This is a genomic window from uncultured Kordia sp. (assembly GCF_947489565.1).
GTDB lineage: Bacteria > Bacteroidota > Bacteroidia > Flavobacteriales > Flavobacteriaceae > Kordia.
The window spans coordinates 60,186-83,007 of sequence record NZ_CANLEA010000018.1 but is presented as its reverse complement, the minus strand read 5'-3'; the positions used below and the strand labels follow the sequence as shown (position 1 = coordinate 83,007).

Sequence of the window (22,822 nt, the reverse complement as noted above, 5' to 3'; positions counted from 1 at the left end):
AACCGATTGTAAAAAATAAACTTCTATTTAAAGAAACATAGCGCGCTGATAATCAGTTTTATCAGAAAAAAATACAAAGGTTGAATACACTTTAAAAATAGTTATTCAACCTTTATTAATTATAAATTCTTCTTTGTACTTTTGCCGCCGAATACAACAACAACACAACACATAATTACAATAATGGCAAACACCAAATACATATTTGTTACGGGCGGTGTTACCTCTTCTTTGGGAAAAGGAATAATTGCGGCTTCACTCGCCAAATTACTACAAGCTAGAGGTTACAGAACGACGATTCAAAAACTAGATCCATACATCAATGTTGATCCAGGAACACTTAATCCTTATGAACATGGCGAATGTTATGTGACAGATGATGGCGCGGAAACAGATTTGGATTTAGGACACTACGAACGTTTTTTAAATGTTGCTACCTCACAAGCAAATAATGTAACTACAGGCCGTATATACCAAAGCGTGATTGAAAAAGAACGTAGAGGTGAATTCTTAGGAAAAACGGTTCAAGTAGTACCACATATTACCAATGAAATTAAAGAACGTATTCAAATTCTTGGGAAATCAGGAAACTATGATATTGTCATTACAGAAATTGGTGGAACTGTCGGAGATATAGAATCTTTACCATATATAGAATCAGTTCGTCAACTATTGTGGGAATTGGGAGAAGACAACGCAATGGTAATTCATTTAACATTAGTGCCATATCTATCTGCCGCAGGCGAATTAAAAACAAAGCCAACGCAACACTCGGTAAAAACCTTGATGGAAAGCGGAATCAAAGCAGATGTTTTGGTGTGTAGAACAGAGCATGAACTCTCAGAAGAATTACGTCACAAACTTGCATTATTCTGTAATGTAAAGCGTGAAGCTGTTATTCAATCTATTGATGCCAAAACGATTTATGATGTACCAAACTTAATGTTGGAAGAAGGATTGGATACGGTTGTATTAAAGAAATTGGCATTAACAGACGAAGGAAGACCAGCGTTAACAACTTGGAACAAATTCTTAACAAAACTTAAAAATCCTAAAAGCGAAGTCACAATTGGATTGGTAGGGAAATACGTAGAATTGCAAGATTCATACAAATCTATTTTGGAAGCGTTCATTCATGCTGGAGCAGAAAATGAAATCAAAGTCAAAGTAGAGTCTATTCACTCAGAACATATCGCAGAAAAAACCATTGCTGGAAAGTTTAAAAACTTAGACGGAATCTTAGTCGCGCCAGGTTTTGGAGATCGTGGTATAGAAGGGAAAATTCGCGCAGTACAATATGCACGTGAAAACAATGTCCCTTTCTTAGGAATCTGTTTAGGAATGCAAATGGCTGTCATTGAATTTTCAAGAAATGTCTTAGGGTTAGACAGTGCCAATTCTACAGAAATGAATCCAAATACAGCAAGTCCTGTCATCAACTTGATGGAAGAACAAAAAGAAGTGACGGACAAAGGTGGAACCATGCGTTTAGGTGCTTGGGAATGTGAGTTGAAAGAAGAAAGCAAAGTACATGACATCTACGGGAAATCAATGATCTTAGAACGTCATCGTCATCGCTACGAATTCAACAACGAATACAAAGAAAAATTAGAAAATGCAGGATTAATTGCCACAGGTTTCAATCCGAAAACAGGATTGGTAGAAATCGTTGAACTGCCATCACATCCTTGGTTTGTAGGTGTGCAATATCATCCTGAATATAAAAGTACAGTAGCCAATCCGCATCCATTATTTGTTGCGTTTGTAAAGGCCGCATTAGTACATGCAGAAAATAAACAAAATGTCACTATGGCATAAAAGTGAAAATTGGCTGCTTTTTTGAGTAACAAAACCTCAAAAAAGGAGTCTATTTTAAATAGTAGATAAATCTCGCTCAAAGAGATGTGTATAAATTAAAGATTAAATGGAAGAAAACAAGTTTGATTACAAACAGCTTATAGGATTTGCGTTAATAGCTTTAATTGGAGTTTTTTGGTTAAATAGTGTAAAGCCAACTCCGGAAGAAGAAGCTGCCAAAGCTGAAGCCGAAAAAGCAAAAACAACGCAAGTTGTAACAGATAGTACAGCAACTGCTGTCACCAATAAAATTTCGGAGACTACTACCTTAGATTTAGGAGACTCTTTACAAAGAGCAAAATATAAAAATGCTACAGGAGCTTTTGGTTTCAACGCCGGAAAAGTTTCTATGGATGATGTTACTACGATTGAAAATGAATTGATTTCATTAAAAGTAAGTAACAAAGGTGGACAAATTGTTGAAGCACTTGTAAAAGGACAAAAAGTAAAAGGACAATTTGAAGAGTTAAAAACCTATGATTCACTTCCTGTATACTTAGTAAAAGATGGAAACGCTTCGTTTGGATTAAACTTAACAACGGCAGATAACCGTGTGCTAAATACAAAAGAATTGCCTTTTGAACCAACATATACAGAAAATGGTGGTGTCAAAGTACTTTCGATGAAATTGAAAGTGGCGGCAGACAAATTCTTAGAATACAGATACGAGTTGAAAGACGATTATATGATGGATTTCACGGTGCGTTCGCAAGGACTAAACGGATTCATCAATGCGAGTCAACCTGTAAACATGGAATGGAAACTGAAAAGTTTCAGACATGCAAAAAGTGTAACGTATGAAAACCGTTATACTGATGTTCATTACGAGTATGAAGATGGAAAAGATAGTTACTTAGGACAAATGACCGATGAGGAAAATCCTAAAGGAGTTTCTTGGATTGGATACAAGCAACATTTCTTTACGTCTATTTTATTAACAGATGCACCTTTTAGAAGAGCAGCACTGACTTCAGAAAACATTGTAGATAGCGAGATGGCTGAAAAAGATGTAAAATTCTTAAAAAACTTCAGCGCAACCATTCCTTTAGAATTAAAAGGAGGAGAGCTAAACTATACAATGGACATGTATCATGGTCCAACAGATTACGACACACTTTCGGCGTATGACAGAAACCTTGATGAAATTGTACCATTAGGTTGGGGAATTTTTGGTTGGATTAACCGTTACTTCTTAATTCCGTTATTTGGATTATTAAGCGCGTTCTTACCAGCAGGTATTGCTATTATTGTCATGACAATTTTAGTTCGTTTATTACTATCGCCAGTTACTTACAAGTCATACTTATCGCAAGCGAAGATGAAAGTCATTCGTCCTGAGGTAAATGAAATCAATGAAAAGTACAAGGACGATGCAATGAAGAAGCAACAAGAAACAATGAAGTTATACGGAAAAGCAGGCGTAAGTCCAATGGCAGGTTGTATTCCGGCATTACTACAACTTCCAGTATTCTATGCATTATTCATGTTCTTCCCATCAGCGTTTCAATTACGTCAAAAAAGCTTCTTATGGGCAGATGATTTATCGTCTTATGATACGATTTATAAATTCCCAGAAGGATTTAGTATTCCGTTATACGGAGATCACATCAGTTTATTTCCAATCTTGGCGTCTGTTGCAATCTTCTTCTATATGAGAATGACAACAGGACAGCAAATGAACTCTATGCAGCAACCAAAGCAAGATGGAATGCCAGACATGAGTAAAATGATGAAATATATGATGTATTTCTCTCCATTGATGATGTTATTCTTCTTTAACAACTATGCGAGTGGATTGAGTTTATACTATTTTGTATCTAACTTAATTACCATCGGAATCATGTTAGTCATTAAGAAGTATATCATTGATGAAGATAAAATTCACGCAAGAATACAAGAAAACAAAAAGAAGCCTAAAAAGCAGAACCGTTTCCAGAAGAAAATGCAAGAAATGATGGAGCAGGCAGAAGCACAGAAAAAGGCAAACGCAAACAAAAAGCGTAAATAAAACATACTTTTTATATATAGAAAAGCTCCTCATATTGAGGAGCTTTTTTTGTTTCTACAAGAATCCTTTATACATCCATCTTGACGGATTCATAAAAACATCAAGACAAAAAAATATTTTATCAAGATAAGTTGATCAAAACATCAAGATGAAATTATTTTTTATCTTGATAAAATCATCTAAACATATATTTACTAGTAAACGTAACATATGAACGCAATTGAAACTGAAAAGGAATTTATTACAAACTTCATTCGTAAAGAAAAAAGAGAAAGAAGTATTTGGACGTTAAGTCATAAAAAGAAGCGATCAGATTTTATTGATAAATTCAATCATAATTGGAATGAAATGATAGTTGAAAAGAATGTGACTCAATTACAAGACACATCAGATGCAGAAACCTATGCAACTTTAAAGTCAGAACTAAATTTAAAGGATACAGATATTTGTTATATAATTTCGCATAATGATGCGATTGATGGACAATTTCTGGAATTACAAAATGCATTTAAGCATTGTCAAAATAATGGATTTGCAGAATTAATCATCAGCGAAAACGGAAAGAAATTCTATCTAAAAACAGAGCAAGAATTTGGTGCCGCCGCAAAATTCATTGGAAAAATAAAATAAGATTCGTCAAAAAAAGATCAAAAAAAAGTCTAACAGCGAGCGATCTAACATCTAACAGCGCCAAAGCGCGGTCTAACATCTAACAGCGCGCAAGTGCGGTCTAAAATCCAATCAAAGCCCTTTCTTAAACTTCAAAATACGTTGATACGATTCGTCAATACGCTTTTCAGAAATCTCTCCGTTGGCAATCATCTTCTTTACAATATCAATAATATCTTTTGGAAGAATCATACCGCGACCTTTCATCGGAATATGGTTTGAAAACATCAACACATCTACACCAGCGTGAATTGCCATTTCAATCGATTTTTCAAATCCAAACTGATCGGCAATCGCTTTCATCTGCATATCATCTGAAAAAATAACACCATCAAAACCAAGATCGCCACGTAAATAATCGGTCATAATCTTTTTAGAAAGTGTCGCAGGAAGTTTAGAATCATCCAACTTATCATTCACAATATGTGCTGTCATAATAGCATCTACATTGCCTTCATACAACAATTTTACATACGGAAAAACCTCTTGTTGCTTCCAATACTTACTAACATCCGTGACATTAAAATGTGAATCTTGACGCGAATTTCCATGTCCAGGAAAATGCTTTACTACAGTTTTCACATTAAAATAACGATGACTCTTTATCACTTGACGTGCATGTTTTACAATATCTTTCGGATTTTCAGAAAATGCACGATGATTCTTTCCAATTGGCGGATTGTCAGGATTATCAACATCTAACACAGGCGCATAATTCACATTAATACCTAATTCTAACAAATTGTGCGCAATAATATCACTATAATATTTTGTAGAATCAATTGCATCGACTTCGCCTAAATACTTTGCAGAAACCGTTTTTGGAAAACCATATTTCTGTTTCAATCGGTTCACGCGTCCACCTTCTTCATCAATACTTACCAACAATGGCAATTTTGCATCTTTCTTAAGTGTAGCAACGAGTTTCGTTAAATTTTCAACGGAATTCAGTTTGGCAATATTCTTCTCATACAATAAAACACCACCAAGTTTTTGAGCTTTAATATCGGCTAAAATCTTATTATCAGCTCTAATTTCAGTATCGCCGCCAATACCAAGCATAATCATTTGTCCAATCTTAATATCGAGGCTATCTGCTTTTTTACTTTGCGAAAAAACAGTATTCCCAATACACAAAAACATCATAATACTAATTCCTAACTTCAATTTCATCTGTATTCTTTTAACGGTGACTATTACTTGATAGTTCATATGGCAAAAGTTGTGCCTCTTTCATCGAAATATACATTAAAAATGATGAAATAAAAAGCCGTAGCCACAATGTATTCTAAACTCTTAACAGCAAAGTAACGCTTATTATTGTTTGTTTTTTAAGAAGCATAGGGGAATTTTAAATTTATAATTGTTTTAAATATGTGTTCAATTTGCTTAACGTCTTAACTGTGAATTCATTAAAATTTAAAATTAGACGCAACCAAAAAGCAATTTGTGCATCTACCTTAATAACAACCCGATCAAAATCGCAATATGAAGATTCAAAAATTAACACTCATTGCACTTGTTTTTTCTTTTTTACTTTCGTGTGAAAAGGACAACGAGGCCGCTCCAATAGCTGAAAGTAGTATTTCAGGAAAATTCTTAGCTCCTAACAATACAGACCCAATTGTAAACGGTTTGATTGTAGCTATGAAAGATGAAACTGTAGTTTCTGAAACATTGACAGGAACCGACGGAAGCTTTCGATTGACAGACTTAACAGCAGGAACGTATACGATATCTTTAAAGAAAGGTTTATTCAGTTCGGAAAGAACCGTAGAAGTAGCAGAAGATGATGATATTGATATTCCAAACATTCCTATTGAAATATTTCCAAGAATAGGAGTAGTGACAGGATCTTATGACAATATAGAATCTGTGTTATACGATATTGGTTTGGTAAACCCAATGACACAAGAGCCGTTATTTGATATTATTAATGGAAGATATGCAGGAAGACCTTCGGGCAATGCATCTAAACATGGTCATGGACATGGAGCAAATGCTATTCCTACCAAAGAGAATACATTTTTAGAACCAAATGTTGATTTCCACTTTTCGGATTTAATTGCTTCTCCAGATATGTTAGCAGAATACGATATTCTCTTTTTGAATTGCGGATTGAGAGAAGTGTATACGGAACACAATGCAAATATATTTGATTTTGTAAACAATGGTGGAATCTTATATGCAACCGATTGGGCATTCAAATATTTAGAAGGAATCACGGGAGACGGACAACAATATATTGACTTTTTAGACAATGAAAAAAGTGGAATTTCAATGTCCACAGAAGCAACCATTTTTGATCAAGACTTGATCGATTGGTTACAAGACAATTTTAATATTACAGTAAACAATGACGATACCATATTACTTGATGAATTTATAGGAGGTTGGCAAGTAGTTGATAGTGCAAACGATGCAACAGTAATTAGTTGGTTTAACGGACCTGCACAATTCAGAGATAATAGTGGTACACCAGTTACAGAAAATAAAGACTTGGCGTTTACATTTCAAGTAGGAGAAGGCGGCGTATTTTACTCTTCATTTCATACGGAAAACAACGACGACGGATTCAATACAGTAGACAGAATTTTAGAATACTTAGTATTTGAACTTTCTGGACTGTAGCTAGAAATGTAATATATAAAAAAAGCCTGAGTGTTCTTTCCACTCAGGCTTTTTTGTTTAACGCTGCTGAACTTAAAAAATATAAACTAAGGCAACGTTCAATATGACAAAAAGCTATCTGATGAAGGTAGCTTTTTTATGAATCAAACTTTCTTAATAATCACTATTATTCATATAGTCCGTTATCTAGATGATTTTTAAAAGTAAAAGCTTACTCTTTACAAAATAAAGAATCGGAATTTATTTTTAACTGTCTGAATTTATGTGCTTTATATTATGTTTTTATTCGTGAAAATGATATTAATTTATCATCCTATTTTAAACAAATTGGGTTTGTATTGCCTGTTTTTACTGCTGATTTTAGGTTTTTATGAGATACCTTTAAACAAATTAATTCTTAAAAAAATAATAATATGTTAGAAAATTTAAAGGAATATCAAATCAAAAATCTTGTAACTATTCGAGGAAGTGATCATGATTCAAAAGGTTCAAAATATCATTACAATGATCACAGAAACTAAAGTATAAAAACAATACTATGTTAAAGAATTTAGAAAAATATCGAGTAGAAAACTTCCAGTCTATTATAAGACTACAAGTGAATCTACATTCTATTTTTAGTACTGTTTCGTAATATAAAATGCTTTGCGCAAATCCACTCAAAAAAACTGAAAAAGAAGTATCTTTGTCAGCAAAAAGGGTAAGTTTCGACTTATCGACATAAACAAGTAAATGGAATAGCATGAAACGAGTAATAGTAGGACTCTCTGGTGGCGTAGATTCAAGTGTAACAGCATATTTGTTGCAGCAACAAGGATATGAAGTTATTGGGTTATTTATGAAAAATTGGCACGATGATTCTGTTACAATATCGAACGAATGTCCTTGGCTAGAAGACAGCAATGATGCTATGATTGTAGCAGACAAACTAGGGATTCCATTTCAAACAGTAGACTTAAGTGAGCAATATAAAGAGCGTATTGTTGATTATATGTTTAATGAATATGAAAAAGGACGTACACCAAATCCAGATGTATTATGCAATCGGGAAATAAAATTTGATGTATTCATGAAAATCGCACTAGACTTAGGAGCCGATTATGTGGCAACAGGACATTATTGCCGTAAAGAAACCATTGAAGAAAACGGAAAAACGATTCACAAACTATTGGCAGGAAAAGATGGGAACAAAGATCAATCGTATTTTCTGTGTCAACTATCGCAGGCACAACTCGAAAAATCATTATTTCCTATTGGGGAACTTACAAAGCCCGAAGTACGTGAAATTGCAGCAAAAGCAGATTTAATTACAGCAGAAAAGAAAGACTCGCAAGGATTATGTTTTATTGGTAAAGTAAAATTACCAGACTTCTTACAGCAACAATTACAACCCAAAGAAGGTGTTATTGTAGAAGTGCCAAATGACAAGGAAAGGTATCATAAAGTATTACCAAATTTCACCAATAAAGAAGAAGAACTAGCATTCTTTGCACAAAAATATACCTATCAAAAAACGGACGGTAAAGTAGTAGGAAAGCATCAAGGAGCGCATTATTTTACCAAAGGCCAGCGAAAAGGTTTGGCAGTTGGTGGAACCGTAGAACCGTTATTTGTGATTGAAACTGATGTAAAAGAAAACATCATTTACACAGGTCAGGGAAAATCGCATCCAGGATTGTACCGACGCACCTTATTTGTAACGGATGACGAATTGCATTGGGTTCGTGAAGATATGGCATTACAGCCAGATGAATCTATGGAAGTAATGGCGCGTATACGATACCGTCAACCACTAGAAAAAGCATTAGTCTATAAGATTGAAGGTGGTGCATATGTAGATTTTGAAAATCCGCAAAGTGCTATGACCGAAGGTCAATTTGTAGCATGGTATCTTGACGAAGAATTGATCGGTTCTGGAGTGATTTCTTGAGGTAATTAAAGCGAGTTTGTACTGAAAATAGAGGTGTTTTTTTAAGAAAAATAAAATTAAGAGAAACCCCTTAAAGTAAAATATTAAAATGAAAAAAATAATTATATTCATAATCATATTTATAGCACAATACAGTAATGCTCAAACAGAACACGCTTGGGTGTATTTTGCAGACAAACCTAATGTTGCAGATGCCTTGGCAAATCCTACGACAATATTGACACAAAAAGCAATTGATCGTAAAACAAACCACAATATAGCTATTGATGAACGCGATGTTCCAGTAAACGAGACATATATCTCACAAGTCAAAACTCAGCCTGGAATTATGGTTCGAGCAAAATCTAAATGGTTCAATTGTATTCACGTATTAGGAACACAAACGGATATTGATAATTTATTGAATCTATCTTTTGTGAGTGAAATTGTCTATGCAGACCGCTCTTTAAATACTGCTGGTAGATCCGCTTCTGTACAACGTACCAAACAAATGACTGAAAATTTTGAAACCTCTGTATTATTTGACTATGGAAGCGCTAACAATCAAATTACAATGATAAAAACAAATAAACTCCATGAGTTAGATTTTACAGGAGAAGGCGTTACAGTTGCAGTAGTGGACAGTGGTTTCTCAAATGTGAATACATTGCCTGCTTTTCAACGATTAAGAGATAATGGCGATTTGTTAAACGGATATGATTTTGTAAATCGTACTTCAGATGTGTATGCCTTTACAGGAAGCGACCATGGTACCAGAGTTTTGTCAGATATGGCGGGATATATTGATGGACAATTTGTAGGTACGGCGCCTGATGCAAGTTATTATGTATTCAGAACAGAAGATGTTGCTAGTGAAACTCCAGTAGAAGAATCGTACTGGGTAGAAGCTATAGAACGTGCTGATAGTTTGGGTGTTGATGTAGTAAATACGTCGTTAGGATATACTACTTTTGATGACAGTAGATACAATTATACAACGGATGATATGGATGGAGATACTGCATTTATTACCAAAGGAGGTAATATTGCTGTGGAAAAAGGATTGTTAATGGTAAACTCCGCAGGGAATTCAGGAAATACAAGTTGGGGAATTATTTCAGCACCAGCTGATGGAGATGTATTTACAGTGGGTGCTGTAAATCTTGCAGGGAATTACGCTTCGTTTAGTTCACGTGGAAGAACTCCAAATATTCCTGTAAAACCAGATGTAGTTGCATTAGGTTCGGGATCAACCGCAATAAATGCAACCAATACCATTACTTTTTCTAGCGGAACATCATTTTCAGCACCAATCATTGCAGGATCTATGGCCTGTTTGGTACAAGCATTTCCTAACAGAACCAATCTAGAGTTAATGCAGGCTGTTCGCGAATCAGCATCCATTTATGCAAATCCTAACAATCAATTGGGATATGGGATTCCAGATTTTGAAATGGCATTTCAAACATTGTCACTTCCAGAATTAGATCTTAGGGAAAGAATTCAAGTGTTTCCAAATCCAGCAAAAACGAACCTACAAATCAATTTGCCTGAAGCTATTAGAAATGCAAAACTTAAGGTAATGAACTTAGTTGGAAAAACACTCCAAACGATTACCACAACAACAAATAGTCACAACATAGATATAAGTCAATTAGCAGCGGGAATATACCTGTTACGTATTGAAGCAAACGGAGATACGATCACCAAAAAAATAATAAAACAATAAAAATACACACAACGAATGGCTTTGTTCGAACACAATAGAATTACACAATTATACAAGATACAATATCCAATAATTCAAGGAGGAATGATTTGGGCGAGTGGCTGGCGATTGGCTTCTGCAGTGAGTAATGCAGGCGGATTAGGTTTGCTTGGCGCAGGTTCTATGTATCCTGATGTATTGCGTGAACATATTCAAAAGTGTAAAAAAGCAACGGACAAACCATTTGGTGTCAACGTTCCAATGTTATATCCAAACATTGAAGAAATTATGGATATTATTGTAGAAGAAGGTGTGAAAATAGTATTTACTTCTGCAGGAAATCCTAAAACTTGGACGCCATTTTTAAAAGAAAATGGAATTACGGTAACGCATGTAGTCAGCAGTTCTAAATTTGCTTTAAAATCGCAAGATGCTGGTGTACATGCTGTTGTAGCGGAAGGTTTTGAAGCTGGTGGACATAATGGGCGAGAAGAAACAACAACCTTGACATTGATTCCAAGTGTAAAAGAAAAATTGGATATTCCGTTGATTGCTGCGGGAGGAATTGGAAGCGGAAAAGCAATGTTAGCAGCAATGATTTTAGGAGCTGATGGCGTACAAGTAGGAAGTCGATTTGTAGCAACAAATGAAGCTTCGTCTCATATAGAATTCAAGAAAAAAGTAGTAGAAGCCAAAGAAGGTAGCACAAAGTTAATGTTGAAAGAATTGGCACCTGTTCGTTTGTTGAAAAATAAATTCTATGAAGATTTAGAAGAATTATATACTACTGGACCTTCTGTAGAAGAATTGAAAACCTTATTAGGTAGAGCACGTGCAAAACGCGGAATGTTTGAAGGCGATTTGGTAGAAGGCGAATTGGAAATCGGACAAGTTTCTGCATTAATTGACGAAATAAAACCTGCGGGAACAGTTGTGGAAGAAATGGTTGCTGAATTCCAAGAAAGTATAGTTTCTTTAGATTCTTATAGATAAAAACTCAGTGTAAACATTTTTAGATAGTATTCATCGATGATTCCTGCAAAAGCGGGAATCTATTTCGATGTAATAATCTCGAGAAATTAAGAAACAGAGTATTACACTACGTTCGTGACCGTATCTAAGAGTCTAAAAATCTAAGCAAGTCTAAGAAGTCTACAAATCTAACGACCTAAGTAAGTCTAAAAAGTCTAACTCTCTAATTACCATATTTCAAAATCAACTTTCCAGTTTCATTGCCTTCGGTAGTGCCATCCGCTTTGTAGAGAATATAATCAAAAATATCTCCTTGTTGTACCGTTACTTTTGCTCCAGATTTTAAATCTTTGATATAGAATGGATCGTTTTGAAGAATACCTTGGATTTCTGTACTACGCCAGCGTGTTACTTCAATCCACATCCATTCATTACGACCATCATCAGCTGCAAAAGGAGCTTTCAGTAACAACGTTGCCTGATCTAATCCTTCATTAAATAACGCTCTTAGTTCCGGTAATTTTTCCTTAGCGCGTTCGCTTGCTGCTAAGATTTCATCATTATGATCTACATGCGTAATTTCATCTTCGATACCAAAAAGATTTTTATAGGTCTCATTTTCATAGGCTTGCGTGTTTTCGTAATCCTTATTCTTAAAACTTACCTGATATATAATATTGAGCGGATCACCTTCTTCTTGCGGAACAGAAGTATTAAAATTAACAGTTGCCTTTTTGGTGGCATTCTCATACACAATGTCGTCAATTGCTTTTTTAAATTCGGCACTTTTAATAGCATCTAAATCAATCTTAAGACTATTTATTTTAATTTCATTTCCTTCGAGGAGTAGTTGTGCTATCACAGCTAGTAACTGTCCTGCATTGTTAGAATTAGAACAGGGAGAATCGTCAATTACTAAATCAGGTAAACCAAAACGTTGCATTCCAAACGTAATAGAACGGCAATATTCATATTTTCTGTACGAATGTAAAGTAAGTTGTTGTAAAACATTTGGAATTCCATTTTCCCAAGCATCTACACGATCTCTTTTCCAAGTTTCAGGGATATAATATTCACGTACATCTCCATCATACACAATAAAATCAGTATTTTTTATTTTCTTATATACCCAATCAAATAGCTTTTTGGTATGTGTAAAAACGTCCTTGTTTTTATAATAAAGTACTACAATAAAAGCGTTTTGAGAATCGCCTAATTGATCTTTTTGTTCCTTTGAGAATCCTTCTGCAAAATACTCTAAATATTCCGTGTCATGCGCAGGATAATCTTCTTCAACTTCTGTGATGGCTTCTATGTAAATCATAGTTTTATTAATTACCTCTGGAGATTCTTCCACAAAAACAGCATCGGGAAAAACGGTTTTTAATTCTTTTTCAATAGCGGCTTCATCAAGTGCTGTATCCATCGTATAAAAACCAATTTCAGAAAGTGCACCTTGCGTACTTTGGGCGATTATGGTTAGGGAACTCAGTAAAAAAAGTAAAAAGCAAAAACGTTTCATAAGAATTAAAGTATAAATAATGTCGTAATATACCGTTAAAGATACCTTTTTACATAACAAAAAGAAACCTTATTTAAAAAATATATTATCTTTAATTCGATGAAAATCAAGTTATGAGAGCAAGCGAACAATTTTTAAGTGTACATCCAGTATTGGCAGTCAAAGATGTGTTACAATCATTGGATTTTTATATCAATAAATTAGGGTTTGAAGCTACTTTTGCCGATCATAGAACACATCCAACTTATGCAGGAATCGTTCGCGGAAATGTAGAAATTCATTTGCAATGGCATGATGCATCAGAATGGGAACACGGAATTGACAGACCTATGTTGCGCTTCTTCATAATAAACACCGAAGCTTTGTTTGACGAATACAAAACAAAAGATGTATTTCACGAACATACCAAGCTTAGAGAAACTGCTTGGAATACCAAAGAATTTGCTTTTTATGATTTAGATAAAAACGGGCTAACGTTTTATGAGAATTGTAAGCGTTAATGGTTTTTGGGGCTAAAAAAGGAAGCTAATTTTTGAATAAAACTAGACTTCTCCTTTTCTGTAACTTCAAAAGTTTCTTGTGTATGATATAATTCAATATTTCTATTGTCACGCTCCTTAATATGAGACATATTGATAATCGTATTTTGACTAATTTTTTCAAATTTATACGGAGCTAATAACTCAGAAAATTTAGCGATAGTCAAGCGAACATCTTTATGAATAATTACATCGTTTTTGCCATAAATATGCACGCAATTTTTTTTAGGTTGTTCACTATTTCTATTTCTGGCTTTACTTATATAGAATACTTGTTCTGGGGAAATTCCAATATCTTTATTTGTACCTATCGGAATTGATAAATAAGTGTCGTTTTGCAAAAAACTAGAAGTGTTTATTTTTCCAATTACTTTCTTTTGTAGAATTTTTTCAAACTCTTCCAATTCAAAAGGCTTGCTAAGATATCCTGTAATTTCTAAATTATTGATAATTTCAGCTTGCTTTCCTGTTGTTGAGGTTAGGAAAATAATTTTCTTAGAAGCTGCAATTTTTTCAGCAAGTTGTATTCCGTTATATACAGGCATTTGAAAATCTACAAGTAGAACATCAAACGAGTCAGGCTTAACTTCTTCATAAGCTTTCTTTGAGCTAGTATAGCTGGCAATATGTTCCAATTCGTAGTCAGCAGCAATGCGATCTATTTTTGTTTTTACAAATTGAATCGTTTTTAAGTCATCATCTACTAGTATATAACGTATTTTCATTATGGGAGTGCTAAAGTGAGTTCAGACATATATTGATTATTGGGTATGGTGCTATGTTTTAATGAACTTCCAGGATAATACGTATGTATAAGTTGTTGAAGTGCATTTAATCCAAAGTTTCCATTAATCTCAGAAGGTTCTTGTATTTCTTCAAGCGATAGTTTTTCGGTACTATTTACCAGACAATATTTTAATACATTCTGTTCGTGTTGATTTAGCGTAATGCTTACAAAAGAATCTTCATTATTCAAATTACCATGTTTTAAAGCATTTTCAATAAATGGAAAAAACAATGTGGGTTTAATTTGGATGGAATTCTTTTGCTCATCATTTAAGTAATTTTCCAATTTAATATTAGCATTTGGCTTTAAATAGCGAATCAAATCCAAAAACATTTCTATATATTCAATTTCTTCTGTAATTGCAATTTCTGTTTGATGCAAGGCTGAAACATTGTAATCGAGTAATTTAAATATATTTTTTAAGGCTTTAATTGGAGGAATGCCACTACTTGATTTTCCTATCTTATAATGAACTCCTAAGAAGCTTTTATACTTTGATTGCGCAATTTCCAGATCAATATATATTTGATTAATTACATTTTTGACAAAATGTGCACCCAAACGTGTATTATTTGCTTCTACATTTTTATAATCAATATACTTTTCAAAAGCTTGTTTTTGATGACTTATTTCTTGCCCTAATGTGGAAATATCATGCTCTTTATGCTTTAATTCCTTTTCTAAAGAAACGATTCTTTGTTGCTTTAAAGTGAGTTCTTTTTGAAGATTTTCAATGTTAATAGCTTGTTTCTGATGCTCTTTCAGTGCGACTTTATTCTTTAATAATTGCTCTTTTAATTCATTATTTTCTCGTTTATAAAACCCTTTTTTATAAACGTTATAGGTATTTCTTAAAAATAAAAGGAGTACCAAAATAAGCAGAATAGCAATAAAAAGCTTTGGAGAATCAAAATAGGAAATTAGTTCTTCTAACATGTATTAAATGAGTTGGTTGTGTAAAGTATCTACTGTGTCAATCCATCATTTTCTATAATCACAAAAAGAGATACTTCTATCCCAAATATAACGTGTATGTCCCAAAAAGGAAAATAAAAAATGTACTTATCTGATATTTGATGTAAGAATAAGCGCTATTCGAACTAAAAAAGGCTTCCTGTTGAAGCTAGATTATTAACAATTTAAAAATTATCAAACATGCAAGAATTAGACAAAGAGAAACCACAAATTCATCATCCAAATGATGTGAACAGAGGAAATCAGTTAAATCCAGATCATGAAGAATATCATCGTTCAAGAGAAGAAAATGATAACTAAGATCTCTCTAAGTGGATTTGCTGGAAGCGGCAAATCCACTATTGGAAAAAATATTCAAGAAATGCTAGGTTTTGAATTCATTTCGGTAGGGAATTTTTCAAGAGAATTTGCAAAAAATGAATATGGAATGAACATTAATGAATTTCAACAATTATGTAAACAACATCCTAAACTGGATGCCATTATTGATAACAAATTCAAAGAAAAATGTAATGCTTTAGAAAATATTGTAATCGATTATCGCTTGGGATTTAAATTTCTTAACAACACTTTTCATGTATTACTTAAAGTATCAGATACAGTTGCCCAAGACAGAATTAGTGCCGCAAATCGCGGTAATGAAATTACAACAGCAGTAGCAATAAAGAAGAGGAATAAAGAAATGCAACAACGTTTTAAAATGAAATATGACGTTGACTTTATGGACGAATCAAATTATCATTTAATAATAAATACAGATAATCTGACTTCGAAAGAGGTAACCGATTTCATAATAACCAAATTTCAAAAATTTAATCAAAAATAATAACCATGAATACAATGACACATATAAATAAAAAAAATAGAGTTCAGATAGTTCATCATAAAACGACACAAAAAATACCAAGTGTAAACTTTCATTTGTGGCAACCATGTAATATGCGTTGTAAATTTTGTTTTGCTACATTCTTAGATGTGAAAAATACTATTTTGCCAAAAGGACATTTACCAGAAGAAGAAGCGGTAAAAGTTGTAGAAGCAATAGCTAAAAGCGGTTTTGAAAAAATCAATTTTGTTGGAGGAGAACCTTTGCTTTGTAAATGGCTACCTCGATTAATTCGCAGAGCAAAAACATTGGGAATGACAACAACAATCGTAACGAACGGAAGTAAATTAACAGATGCATTCTTAAAAGAAAACGAAAACTATTTAGATTGGATCGCAATCAGTATTGATAGTTTAGCAGAAGAAACAAATATTAAAACTGGAAGGACCGCTAATAAAAAACCGTTATCCGAAGCTTATTATAAAGATAGAATTCAAGCTATAAAGGCACATGGATATCGTTTGAAGGTTAATACCGTAGTGAATGCATTTAATTATAAGGAATCTATGGTTGACTTCATAAATGAAATAGAGCCTGAGCGTTGGAAAATTTTTCAAGTATTACCAATTGTTGGGCAGAATGATGAAAAAATAGATGCTTGTATAATCACAGATGAACAATACCAAGAGTTTCTAAAACGTCATGAAAACATAAAAGTTCGAGTTCCTGAATCTAATGATGCCATAAAAGGAAGTTATGTAATGATAGATCCTGCAGGAAGATTTTTTGACAATGCTGAAGGAATTCATAATTACAGTAAACCTATATTAGAAGTAGGTGTTAGTGAAGCATTAAAGACTGTAAATTATGATCTTGAAAAGTTTTTAGACAGAGGAGGAGTTTACGCATGGAATTAAAAGCTGAGTAATAGCGCGGTTTCTTTTGGAATGATTCGTTAAACAAACCCGCAGAAGAAAGAAACTGCCATTTCAGTAAATTAATTCTACTTAAGGTCAGGAATAATTATGAAAAATTAATCACTCTCCAATCGTTCCTTAATTTTCTCCAACATTACTTTAGCATTCGCTTTATAAGAGGTTACAATTAACAAATGATTTTTAGAAGCAAGCAAATTATGAGCAGCCACTTTTTTTCTATAATCTTCACTAGTGCTAAAGTAAGCAATCATATCTTGATTAAACTTTTGCTGTGTCCAATCAACAAACCAATCATGCTCTTTAAAACTCTCTAAGTTTTTTAAAACATCATTTTCCAAACGATCATTGCTTTTTTCTAAAGTTGGAATGAACAATGAATATAATTGTGAAAGATCTGTGAGTAAGCTATCTTTTTTATTTGCTTGCGAACTTGTTATTTTTTTTAAAAGATCATACCCTTTGGTTTGAATATTAAACGGTTTATATATGGTAATTAAACTTGCGCAACTTGGACATTCTCTATAATTATCAAGAGTAATTTCTTTATTAATAACACGCAAGCTATTTTTTTGATTGATTTCGTAGTACTTTATAATTTGATGAGCAACCAAAGTATCTAATGCCAAATCATTGACTATTGTACTTAAGGTATTGTTTAATTGAATTTTAGTTTTTCTTCTTTCATTCCAATTGTTGACTTGTAATGCAAGTAAAATACCAATCATTACCAATAGAATTTCTCCAATAGCATATAAAATATAGCTCTTAAACTTATTATCTTTTAAAAGTCGCTTACGAACGGAACGGAAAATTTTTAGCATAATACAGTATGAGTTGGTTATTAATCTTCAGATCTTGGATAATTTTTATACAACCGAATGCCCAATCGTACAAAAAGAAGCACTGCGATAATGATTACAATATTTAATCCTTCCATAGTTATTTTTTTGCGCGTGAATAGGAGTAGCCTTTTCTTAATTTTTTGCCTATATATCCTTCAAATTGAATTGGAATAGAGACGTTTCCATACTTTTTAGTTGACATTTGAACCACAAAATGTAAATGTGGTACAGTTGTAAAACCAGTCATTCCCGAAATTCCGATGGCCTGTCCTCGTGTAACAATATCGTTATTTTTTACTAAAACACCATTATAATTTAAATGTACATAAGAGGCAGTTGTATCATCATCATGTACAATAGTGACATAATTTGCATGACTTACAAAAGCTTTTGAGTTTCCGTACTTTCTAGAATCTTCTTTGGTCTTAATTACTCTTCCGCCACGTGCAGCATAAATTGTATCGCCTATATGAGTGTTAAAATCAAAAGCATAATAATGCGCAGGATGGTCGTTGTGAGAAAATCTGCCAAAATTCCCCTGAATTAATTTTTTAAAATTCTTGTACGGCAATAAATATTGATAGTCTTTATTGGGTTTTACTTTGTCGGGATTACCATGACCAATTCTAAAACTGAAATACTTACCAATAGAAAATGCATCACTTTCTGGATGTGGTTGAAAATTTCTAGGAACTCGAAAAATCCCCGTTGCTTTTTTTTCAGTTTCAATCAGTGTTCCTCGTTTATAAGAAATTGCTTTGGGTGCATTCTTTTTGGGTAAAATTATACAGTAAATAGGAACAGATAGCTTATTTCGAATAGAAAAAAACACGGAATCTTTAGTAGATAATTCACGGTCTATTTCCAATTCAGCTTCTTGCGCATGACACATCATAAAGCTGCAAATAAGTGCTAAAAAAAGAATTTTCATATGTTATGATAGATGATTGAAGGTCGATTGTTATGTTTTTTTGCGTTTGTATCTTTTCCCTTTCTTTAATTTCTTTCCTGCATAGCCTTCAAATTCAATTGGAACAGAAATATTTCCTTCTTCTTCGGTGGCTTTGTGAACCACAAAATGTAAATGCGGGACGGTTGTAAATCCTGTCATTCCTGAGATTCCAATTTTTTGTCCTCTTACTACCATTGCTCCTTTGTCTACCAAAGCACCATTAAATTTTAAATGATAATAGGAAGCAGTAGTGCCATCATCATGTTGAATAATAATAAAATTTCCATCGTTGGCAAACTTTCGAGAACGTCCGTGTTTATTGGAGTTTTCTTTGATTAAAACCACTTTTCCTTCACGTGCAGCATAAATAGTATCTCCTATTTTTGTACCAAAGTCAAAAGCGTGAAACGAACGAATATGATCATGAGAGAAATTTCCAAAATTCCCCTGAATCAACTTTCTTTTTTTCTTATAAGGTAACAAATATAAATACGCATCATTGTGTTTTACAGTGCTTGGATCACTATAGCCAATCTTTAAATCGAAATATTTATATAGATTAAATTTCGTTTGAGTCGTATCAACAATACTCAGTGGAACTTTCATAAAGCTTTCAATCTCTTCCGAAGGTTTTAGTACTGTTTTTTCGGTGTATACAATTGCTTTGGCACTTTCATCTTTTGCATTCATTCGAAAATACATTGGAGAAAGCATGTTGTTTTTGATTTTAAGAACCAATGTGTCTTTTGTGGAATGTATAGAATCTTTTTGAAGTGCTATATGCTGCGCTTGACATACAGAAATGCTGAAAAATAAAAAGAAGACTAGCTTTTTCATTCGTGATAATTTTATTGTTTTTTGTTGAGGTAAAATTGATGAACTTGCCTGCCCAACTCTGCTAAAAACGGAATGCCAATTTCATCATATTCATACGTGTCATCATTAAATATTTGATTTTTATTTACATGAATAGTCGCCGTAATGGTAAACGAAATATCATTTTTAGTATCTACAATATGTGCGCAATCGGTTAAATATCCGTACGCATAGCCTACTTTGTTATATATTTTAATATGTTTTGGCATGGATTCTTTACGGTCGCCAAACATGAAAAACTTCACATAACTATCATAATATTCCGAATCTGTAAATCCTTGTTGTTTCGGTGTTTTGCTCATTACTTTCATCACAAAATCACGATCTTCTTTGGAAAGATTAAACAAAGTTTCTAAACGTTGATTTTCTGGATGATGAAATCGGAACATGAGATCGTGAAGCGTTTGAAGTGGGATATAATTTTTCTTTGAAAAATCCATGGGAGTTGAAATCAAAGAATCATTTTGGTAAAACCCTTTTCCTTTGTGCACTTTTTTTAAATCTAAAGGCGCTATATTTCTATTTTGAGTTCTTTCTTGATGAAACACAACACTATCATTTTTGGTAAAAGTAACGGCTTTGGAAGTTGTGGAAGCTGGATTTGATGTGCTCAATCTGTGTGAAATTCGTGCCAAATAGTATGCTTTTCGCTGCAATTGAACATCAATAGTATCTTTCCTTAAAAATTCAAAAAGTCTATTATACGCGTCATTATCACTGACGGCAAAAATCTTCTGAACTTCCTTTCGAATAGTTGTTTTTATAGAATCACCTTCAATTTGAAAAAGAGTTTCACTATCTATTGATGAAATTCTATTTATTCTTTCTAAGGCTAAAAGCGCAATTGGAAATTTAACGCTACTTGCCGGATAAAAATAATCGAAAGCATTCAGCTGAAAACTAAAGGTGTTTTCCTCTGAATCTGTTACCATAATTTGAACTTCGTGAGCTTCCAGATTTTGCATCACATTCTGAATCTTATCAGTATCAGCAGCTAGCGCAAATTCAATAGGATCGTTGTATGTCTTTTGTTTGGCACAACTCAAGCAGATTAAAAACAATAATAAGCATATTTTTTTCATCAAAAGAGATAGATAAATGTTTCTACAAGATACTATTTTATCTAAAAGAGTTGAAATTTTAAAAAATGTTACAAAAAAAAGTGCCTGCACCACACAGACACTTTATCAACACTTATATTCTCCTAAATCTAACTAAACTTCTTTAGGAACGCTTTTTTTCTTTTTCTTAGGCGAAAGATCAATTTCCACCTGATTTTTTAATATATCTTCAAAATTTTCACGCTTTCGAATGAGGTGTGCTTCATTGTCAAACCACAATACTTCGGCTGGTCGGTAACGAGAGTTGTAATTACTTGCCATAGAGAAGCAATAAGCGCCTGCATTATTAAACTTCAAAATATCGCCTTCGCGGATTTCAGAAATTCTTCTATTATTTCCAAATGTATCCGTTTCGCAGATGTAACCAACGACAGAATAATAGCGTTCGCGACCCTTTGGATTGGAAATATTCTCGATATGATGATAAGAATTGTACAACATCGGACGAATCAAGTGATTAAATCCGCTATCAATTCCAGCAAAAACGGTGGAAGTAGTCTGTTTTACAACATTTACTTCGGCTAAAAAAGAACCTGCTTCGCTCACAAGAAACTTCCCTGGTTCAAAATTGAGTGATAATTCTTTTCCGTAGTTTTGGCAGAATTCATTGAAACGTACGCTCAATTTTTGTCCAAGCTCTTCGATGTTTGTTTGAATATCATCTTTCTTGTACGGAACTTTAAATCCACTTCCAAAGTCAATAAATTCAAGATTTTTAAAGTTGGTAGCGGTTTTAAATAAAATTTCGGAAGCATACAAAAACACGTCAATATCTAAAATATCACTTCCAGTATGCATGTGAATTCCGTTAATATGCATTCCAGTAAGTTCAACAATACGCAAAACATGCGGAATTTGATGAATGGAAATTCCAAACTTTGAGTCAATATGACCTACAGAAATATTGTGATTTCCACCAGCCATGACATGTGGATTGATACGAATACAAACAGGAATGGTAGGATGTTTGCTTCCAAACTGTTCTAAAATAGAAAGATTGTCAATATTAATCTTAACACCTAATTGTGCTGCATGTTCAATTTCTTGAAGCGAAACGCCGTTGGGCGTATACATAATATCTTCGGCATTAAAACCTGCTGCCAAACCTAATTGCACTTCTTGAATGGAAACGGTGTCCAATCCAGCGCCAAGCGATTTCATTAGTTTTAAAATGCTCAAGTTAGATAATGCTTTTACAGCATAATGCAACTTTAATTTTGGTACTGTTTGAAACGCTGTCGTTAATCGTTCGTACTGAGATGTAATCTTTTCAGCATCGTATACATATGTCGGACTCCCAAACCGCTCTGCTATGTGTAGTAAATCTGATTCTTTCATGGTAATTTTTTACGAGTTCAAAACTATAATAAATTGAAGTTACAATAAAGAAAATTAATTAAAATTATAAATATGACACAAAAAGTTACAAATATAACAATTGAGTTATTTGTAAATTAAGGTAACAAAACGCGCTATTGCTAAGCTGTAAACTATTTGCTATTAAATTTAAAATTATGAAAAAAATGAAAAGTATGTTACAGCTTTTATAAAGCGTGTAGTGCTTGCTTTATGCAAAAAGAGCTAACAAACTGTAAAAGAGTTCTTTTCGTGAAAGAAAATATTGCTCTATATTTATAAAATACGAGTTTTAAAAGTTTTTCTTTCATGATAAGCGTAGTACTTTTAGGTA

General features: G+C 33.2%; 19 protein-coding genes. 10 read left to right on the top strand and 9 right to left on the bottom strand.

Annotated features, from left to right (window positions below):
- Positions 1 to 183 precede the first annotated feature (183 nt).
- The 3 genes from Q0845_RS21300 (at position 184) to Q0845_RS21290 (ending at position 4,495) form a co-directional block, all read left to right on the top strand.
- Positions 184 to 1,818, top strand: coding sequence for a CTP synthase (locus Q0845_RS21300; RefSeq protein ID WP_298517573.1), 1,635 nt, complete (start codon positions 184 to 186; stop codon positions 1,816 to 1,818).
- Positions 1,819 to 1,924: 106 nt separating this feature from the next.
- Positions 1,925 to 3,865, top strand: a complete 1,941-nt coding sequence (gene yidC / locus Q0845_RS21295) for a membrane protein insertase YidC (protein ID WP_298517570.1) — start codon at positions 1,925 to 1,927, stop codon at positions 3,863 to 3,865.
- Positions 3,866 to 4,075: 210 nt separating this feature from the next.
- Positions 4,076 to 4,495, top strand: a complete 420-nt coding sequence (locus Q0845_RS21290) for a hypothetical protein (protein ID WP_298517567.1) — start codon at positions 4,076 to 4,078, stop codon at positions 4,493 to 4,495.
- Between the two features lie 111 nt (positions 4,496 to 4,606).
- On the opposite strand, the gene Q0845_RS21285 is transcribed toward Q0845_RS21290, so the two are convergent.
- Positions 4,607 to 5,707: a glycoside hydrolase family 3 N-terminal domain-containing protein gene (locus Q0845_RS21285; RefSeq protein WP_298517564.1), complete on the bottom strand. Its 1,101-nt coding sequence runs from the start codon at positions 5,705 to 5,707 to the stop codon at positions 4,607 to 4,609.
- Positions 5,708 to 6,022: 315 nt separating this feature from the next.
- On the opposite strand from Q0845_RS21285, the gene Q0845_RS21280 reads away from it, so the two are divergent.
- The 4 genes from Q0845_RS21280 (at position 6,023) to Q0845_RS21265 (ending at position 11,775) form a co-directional block, all read left to right on the top strand.
- Complete coding sequence (locus tag Q0845_RS21280; protein WP_298517561.1) at positions 6,023 to 7,165, top strand: carboxypeptidase-like regulatory domain-containing protein; 1,143 nt, start codon at positions 6,023 to 6,025, stop codon at positions 7,163 to 7,165.
- Between the two features lie 742 nt (positions 7,166 to 7,907).
- Positions 7,908 to 9,095 (top strand): tRNA 2-thiouridine(34) synthase MnmA, encoded by a 1,188-nt coding sequence (gene mnmA / locus Q0845_RS21275; RefSeq protein ID WP_298517558.1) that lies wholly within the window; start codon positions 7,908 to 7,910, stop codon positions 9,093 to 9,095.
- A gap of 88 nt (positions 9,096 to 9,183) precedes the next feature.
- A complete protein-coding gene (locus Q0845_RS21270) occupies positions 9,184 to 10,803 on the top strand; it encodes a S8 family serine peptidase (RefSeq protein WP_298517555.1) in 1,620 nt (539 codons plus the stop codon).
- Between the two features lie 15 nt (positions 10,804 to 10,818).
- A complete protein-coding gene (locus Q0845_RS21265; RefSeq protein ID WP_298517552.1) occupies positions 10,819 to 11,775 on the top strand; it encodes a nitronate monooxygenase in 957 nt (318 codons plus the stop codon).
- 202 nt (positions 11,776 to 11,977) lie between these two features.
- Here Q0845_RS21265 and Q0845_RS21260 read toward each other — a convergent pair whose 3' ends face one another.
- A complete protein-coding gene (locus Q0845_RS21260) occupies positions 11,978 to 13,276 on the bottom strand; it encodes a DUF2314 domain-containing protein (protein WP_298517549.1) in 1,299 nt (432 codons plus the stop codon).
- Between the two features lie 113 nt (positions 13,277 to 13,389).
- Between Q0845_RS21260 and Q0845_RS21255 the strand changes: the two genes are divergently transcribed.
- Positions 13,390 to 13,776: a VOC family protein gene (locus tag Q0845_RS21255; RefSeq protein ID WP_298517546.1), complete on the top strand. Its 387-nt coding sequence runs from the start codon at positions 13,390 to 13,392 to the stop codon at positions 13,774 to 13,776.
- Here the strand turns inward: Q0845_RS21255 and Q0845_RS21250 are convergent.
- Positions 13,773 to 14,540, bottom strand: a complete 768-nt coding sequence (locus Q0845_RS21250; RefSeq protein WP_298517543.1) for a response regulator — start codon at positions 14,538 to 14,540, stop codon at positions 13,773 to 13,775. The two genes, Q0845_RS21255 and Q0845_RS21250, sit on opposite strands and share 4 nt — an antisense overlap.
- On the bottom strand, positions 14,540 to 15,538 hold the full coding sequence (locus tag Q0845_RS21245; protein WP_298517540.1) for a hypothetical protein: 999 nt from the start codon (positions 15,536 to 15,538) through the stop codon (positions 14,540 to 14,542). Before Q0845_RS21245 ends, Q0845_RS21250 begins: the two co-directional genes overlap by 1 nt.
- Before the next feature lie 298 nt (positions 15,539 to 15,836).
- Here Q0845_RS21245 and Q0845_RS21240 point away from each other — a divergent pair, with 298 nt between their 5' ends.
- Together Q0845_RS21240 and Q0845_RS21235 are read left to right on the top strand one after the other, a co-directional pair.
- A complete protein-coding gene (locus Q0845_RS21240; protein ID WP_298517537.1) occupies positions 15,837 to 16,403 on the top strand; it encodes a cytidylate kinase family protein in 567 nt (188 codons plus the stop codon).
- Between the two features lie 5 nt (positions 16,404 to 16,408).
- Complete coding sequence (locus Q0845_RS21235) at positions 16,409 to 17,320, top strand: viperin family antiviral radical SAM protein (protein ID WP_367180687.1); 912 nt, start codon at positions 16,409 to 16,411, stop codon at positions 17,318 to 17,320.
- A 116-nt stretch (positions 17,321 to 17,436) separates the two neighbouring features.
- On the opposite strand, the gene Q0845_RS21230 is transcribed toward Q0845_RS21235, so the two are convergent.
- The 5 genes from Q0845_RS21230 to lysA all read right to left on the bottom strand — a co-directional run bounded on the left by Q0845_RS21230 (position 17,437) and on the right by lysA (position 22,470).
- A complete protein-coding gene (locus Q0845_RS21230; protein ID WP_298517534.1) occupies positions 17,437 to 18,162 on the bottom strand; it encodes a DUF6090 family protein in 726 nt (241 codons plus the stop codon).
- A gap of 118 nt (positions 18,163 to 18,280) precedes the next feature.
- Positions 18,281 to 19,114, bottom strand: coding sequence for a M23 family metallopeptidase (locus tag Q0845_RS21225; RefSeq protein WP_298517531.1), 834 nt, complete (start codon positions 19,112 to 19,114; stop codon positions 18,281 to 18,283).
- Positions 19,115 to 19,144: 30 nt separating this feature from the next.
- Complete coding sequence (locus Q0845_RS21220) at positions 19,145 to 19,972, bottom strand: M23 family metallopeptidase (protein ID WP_298517528.1); 828 nt, start codon at positions 19,970 to 19,972, stop codon at positions 19,145 to 19,147.
- Between the two features lie 11 nt (positions 19,973 to 19,983).
- Positions 19,984 to 21,093, bottom strand: coding sequence for a serine hydrolase (locus Q0845_RS21215; protein ID WP_298517525.1), 1,110 nt, complete (start codon positions 21,091 to 21,093; stop codon positions 19,984 to 19,986).
- Positions 21,094 to 21,225: 132 nt separating this feature from the next.
- Positions 21,226 to 22,470 carry a diaminopimelate decarboxylase gene (gene lysA / locus Q0845_RS21210; RefSeq protein WP_298517523.1) on the bottom strand — a complete coding sequence of 415 codons (1,245 nt, stop codon included), beginning with the start codon at positions 22,468 to 22,470 and terminating at the stop codon, positions 21,226 to 21,228.
- Positions 22,471 to 22,822: the final 352 nt, after the last annotated feature.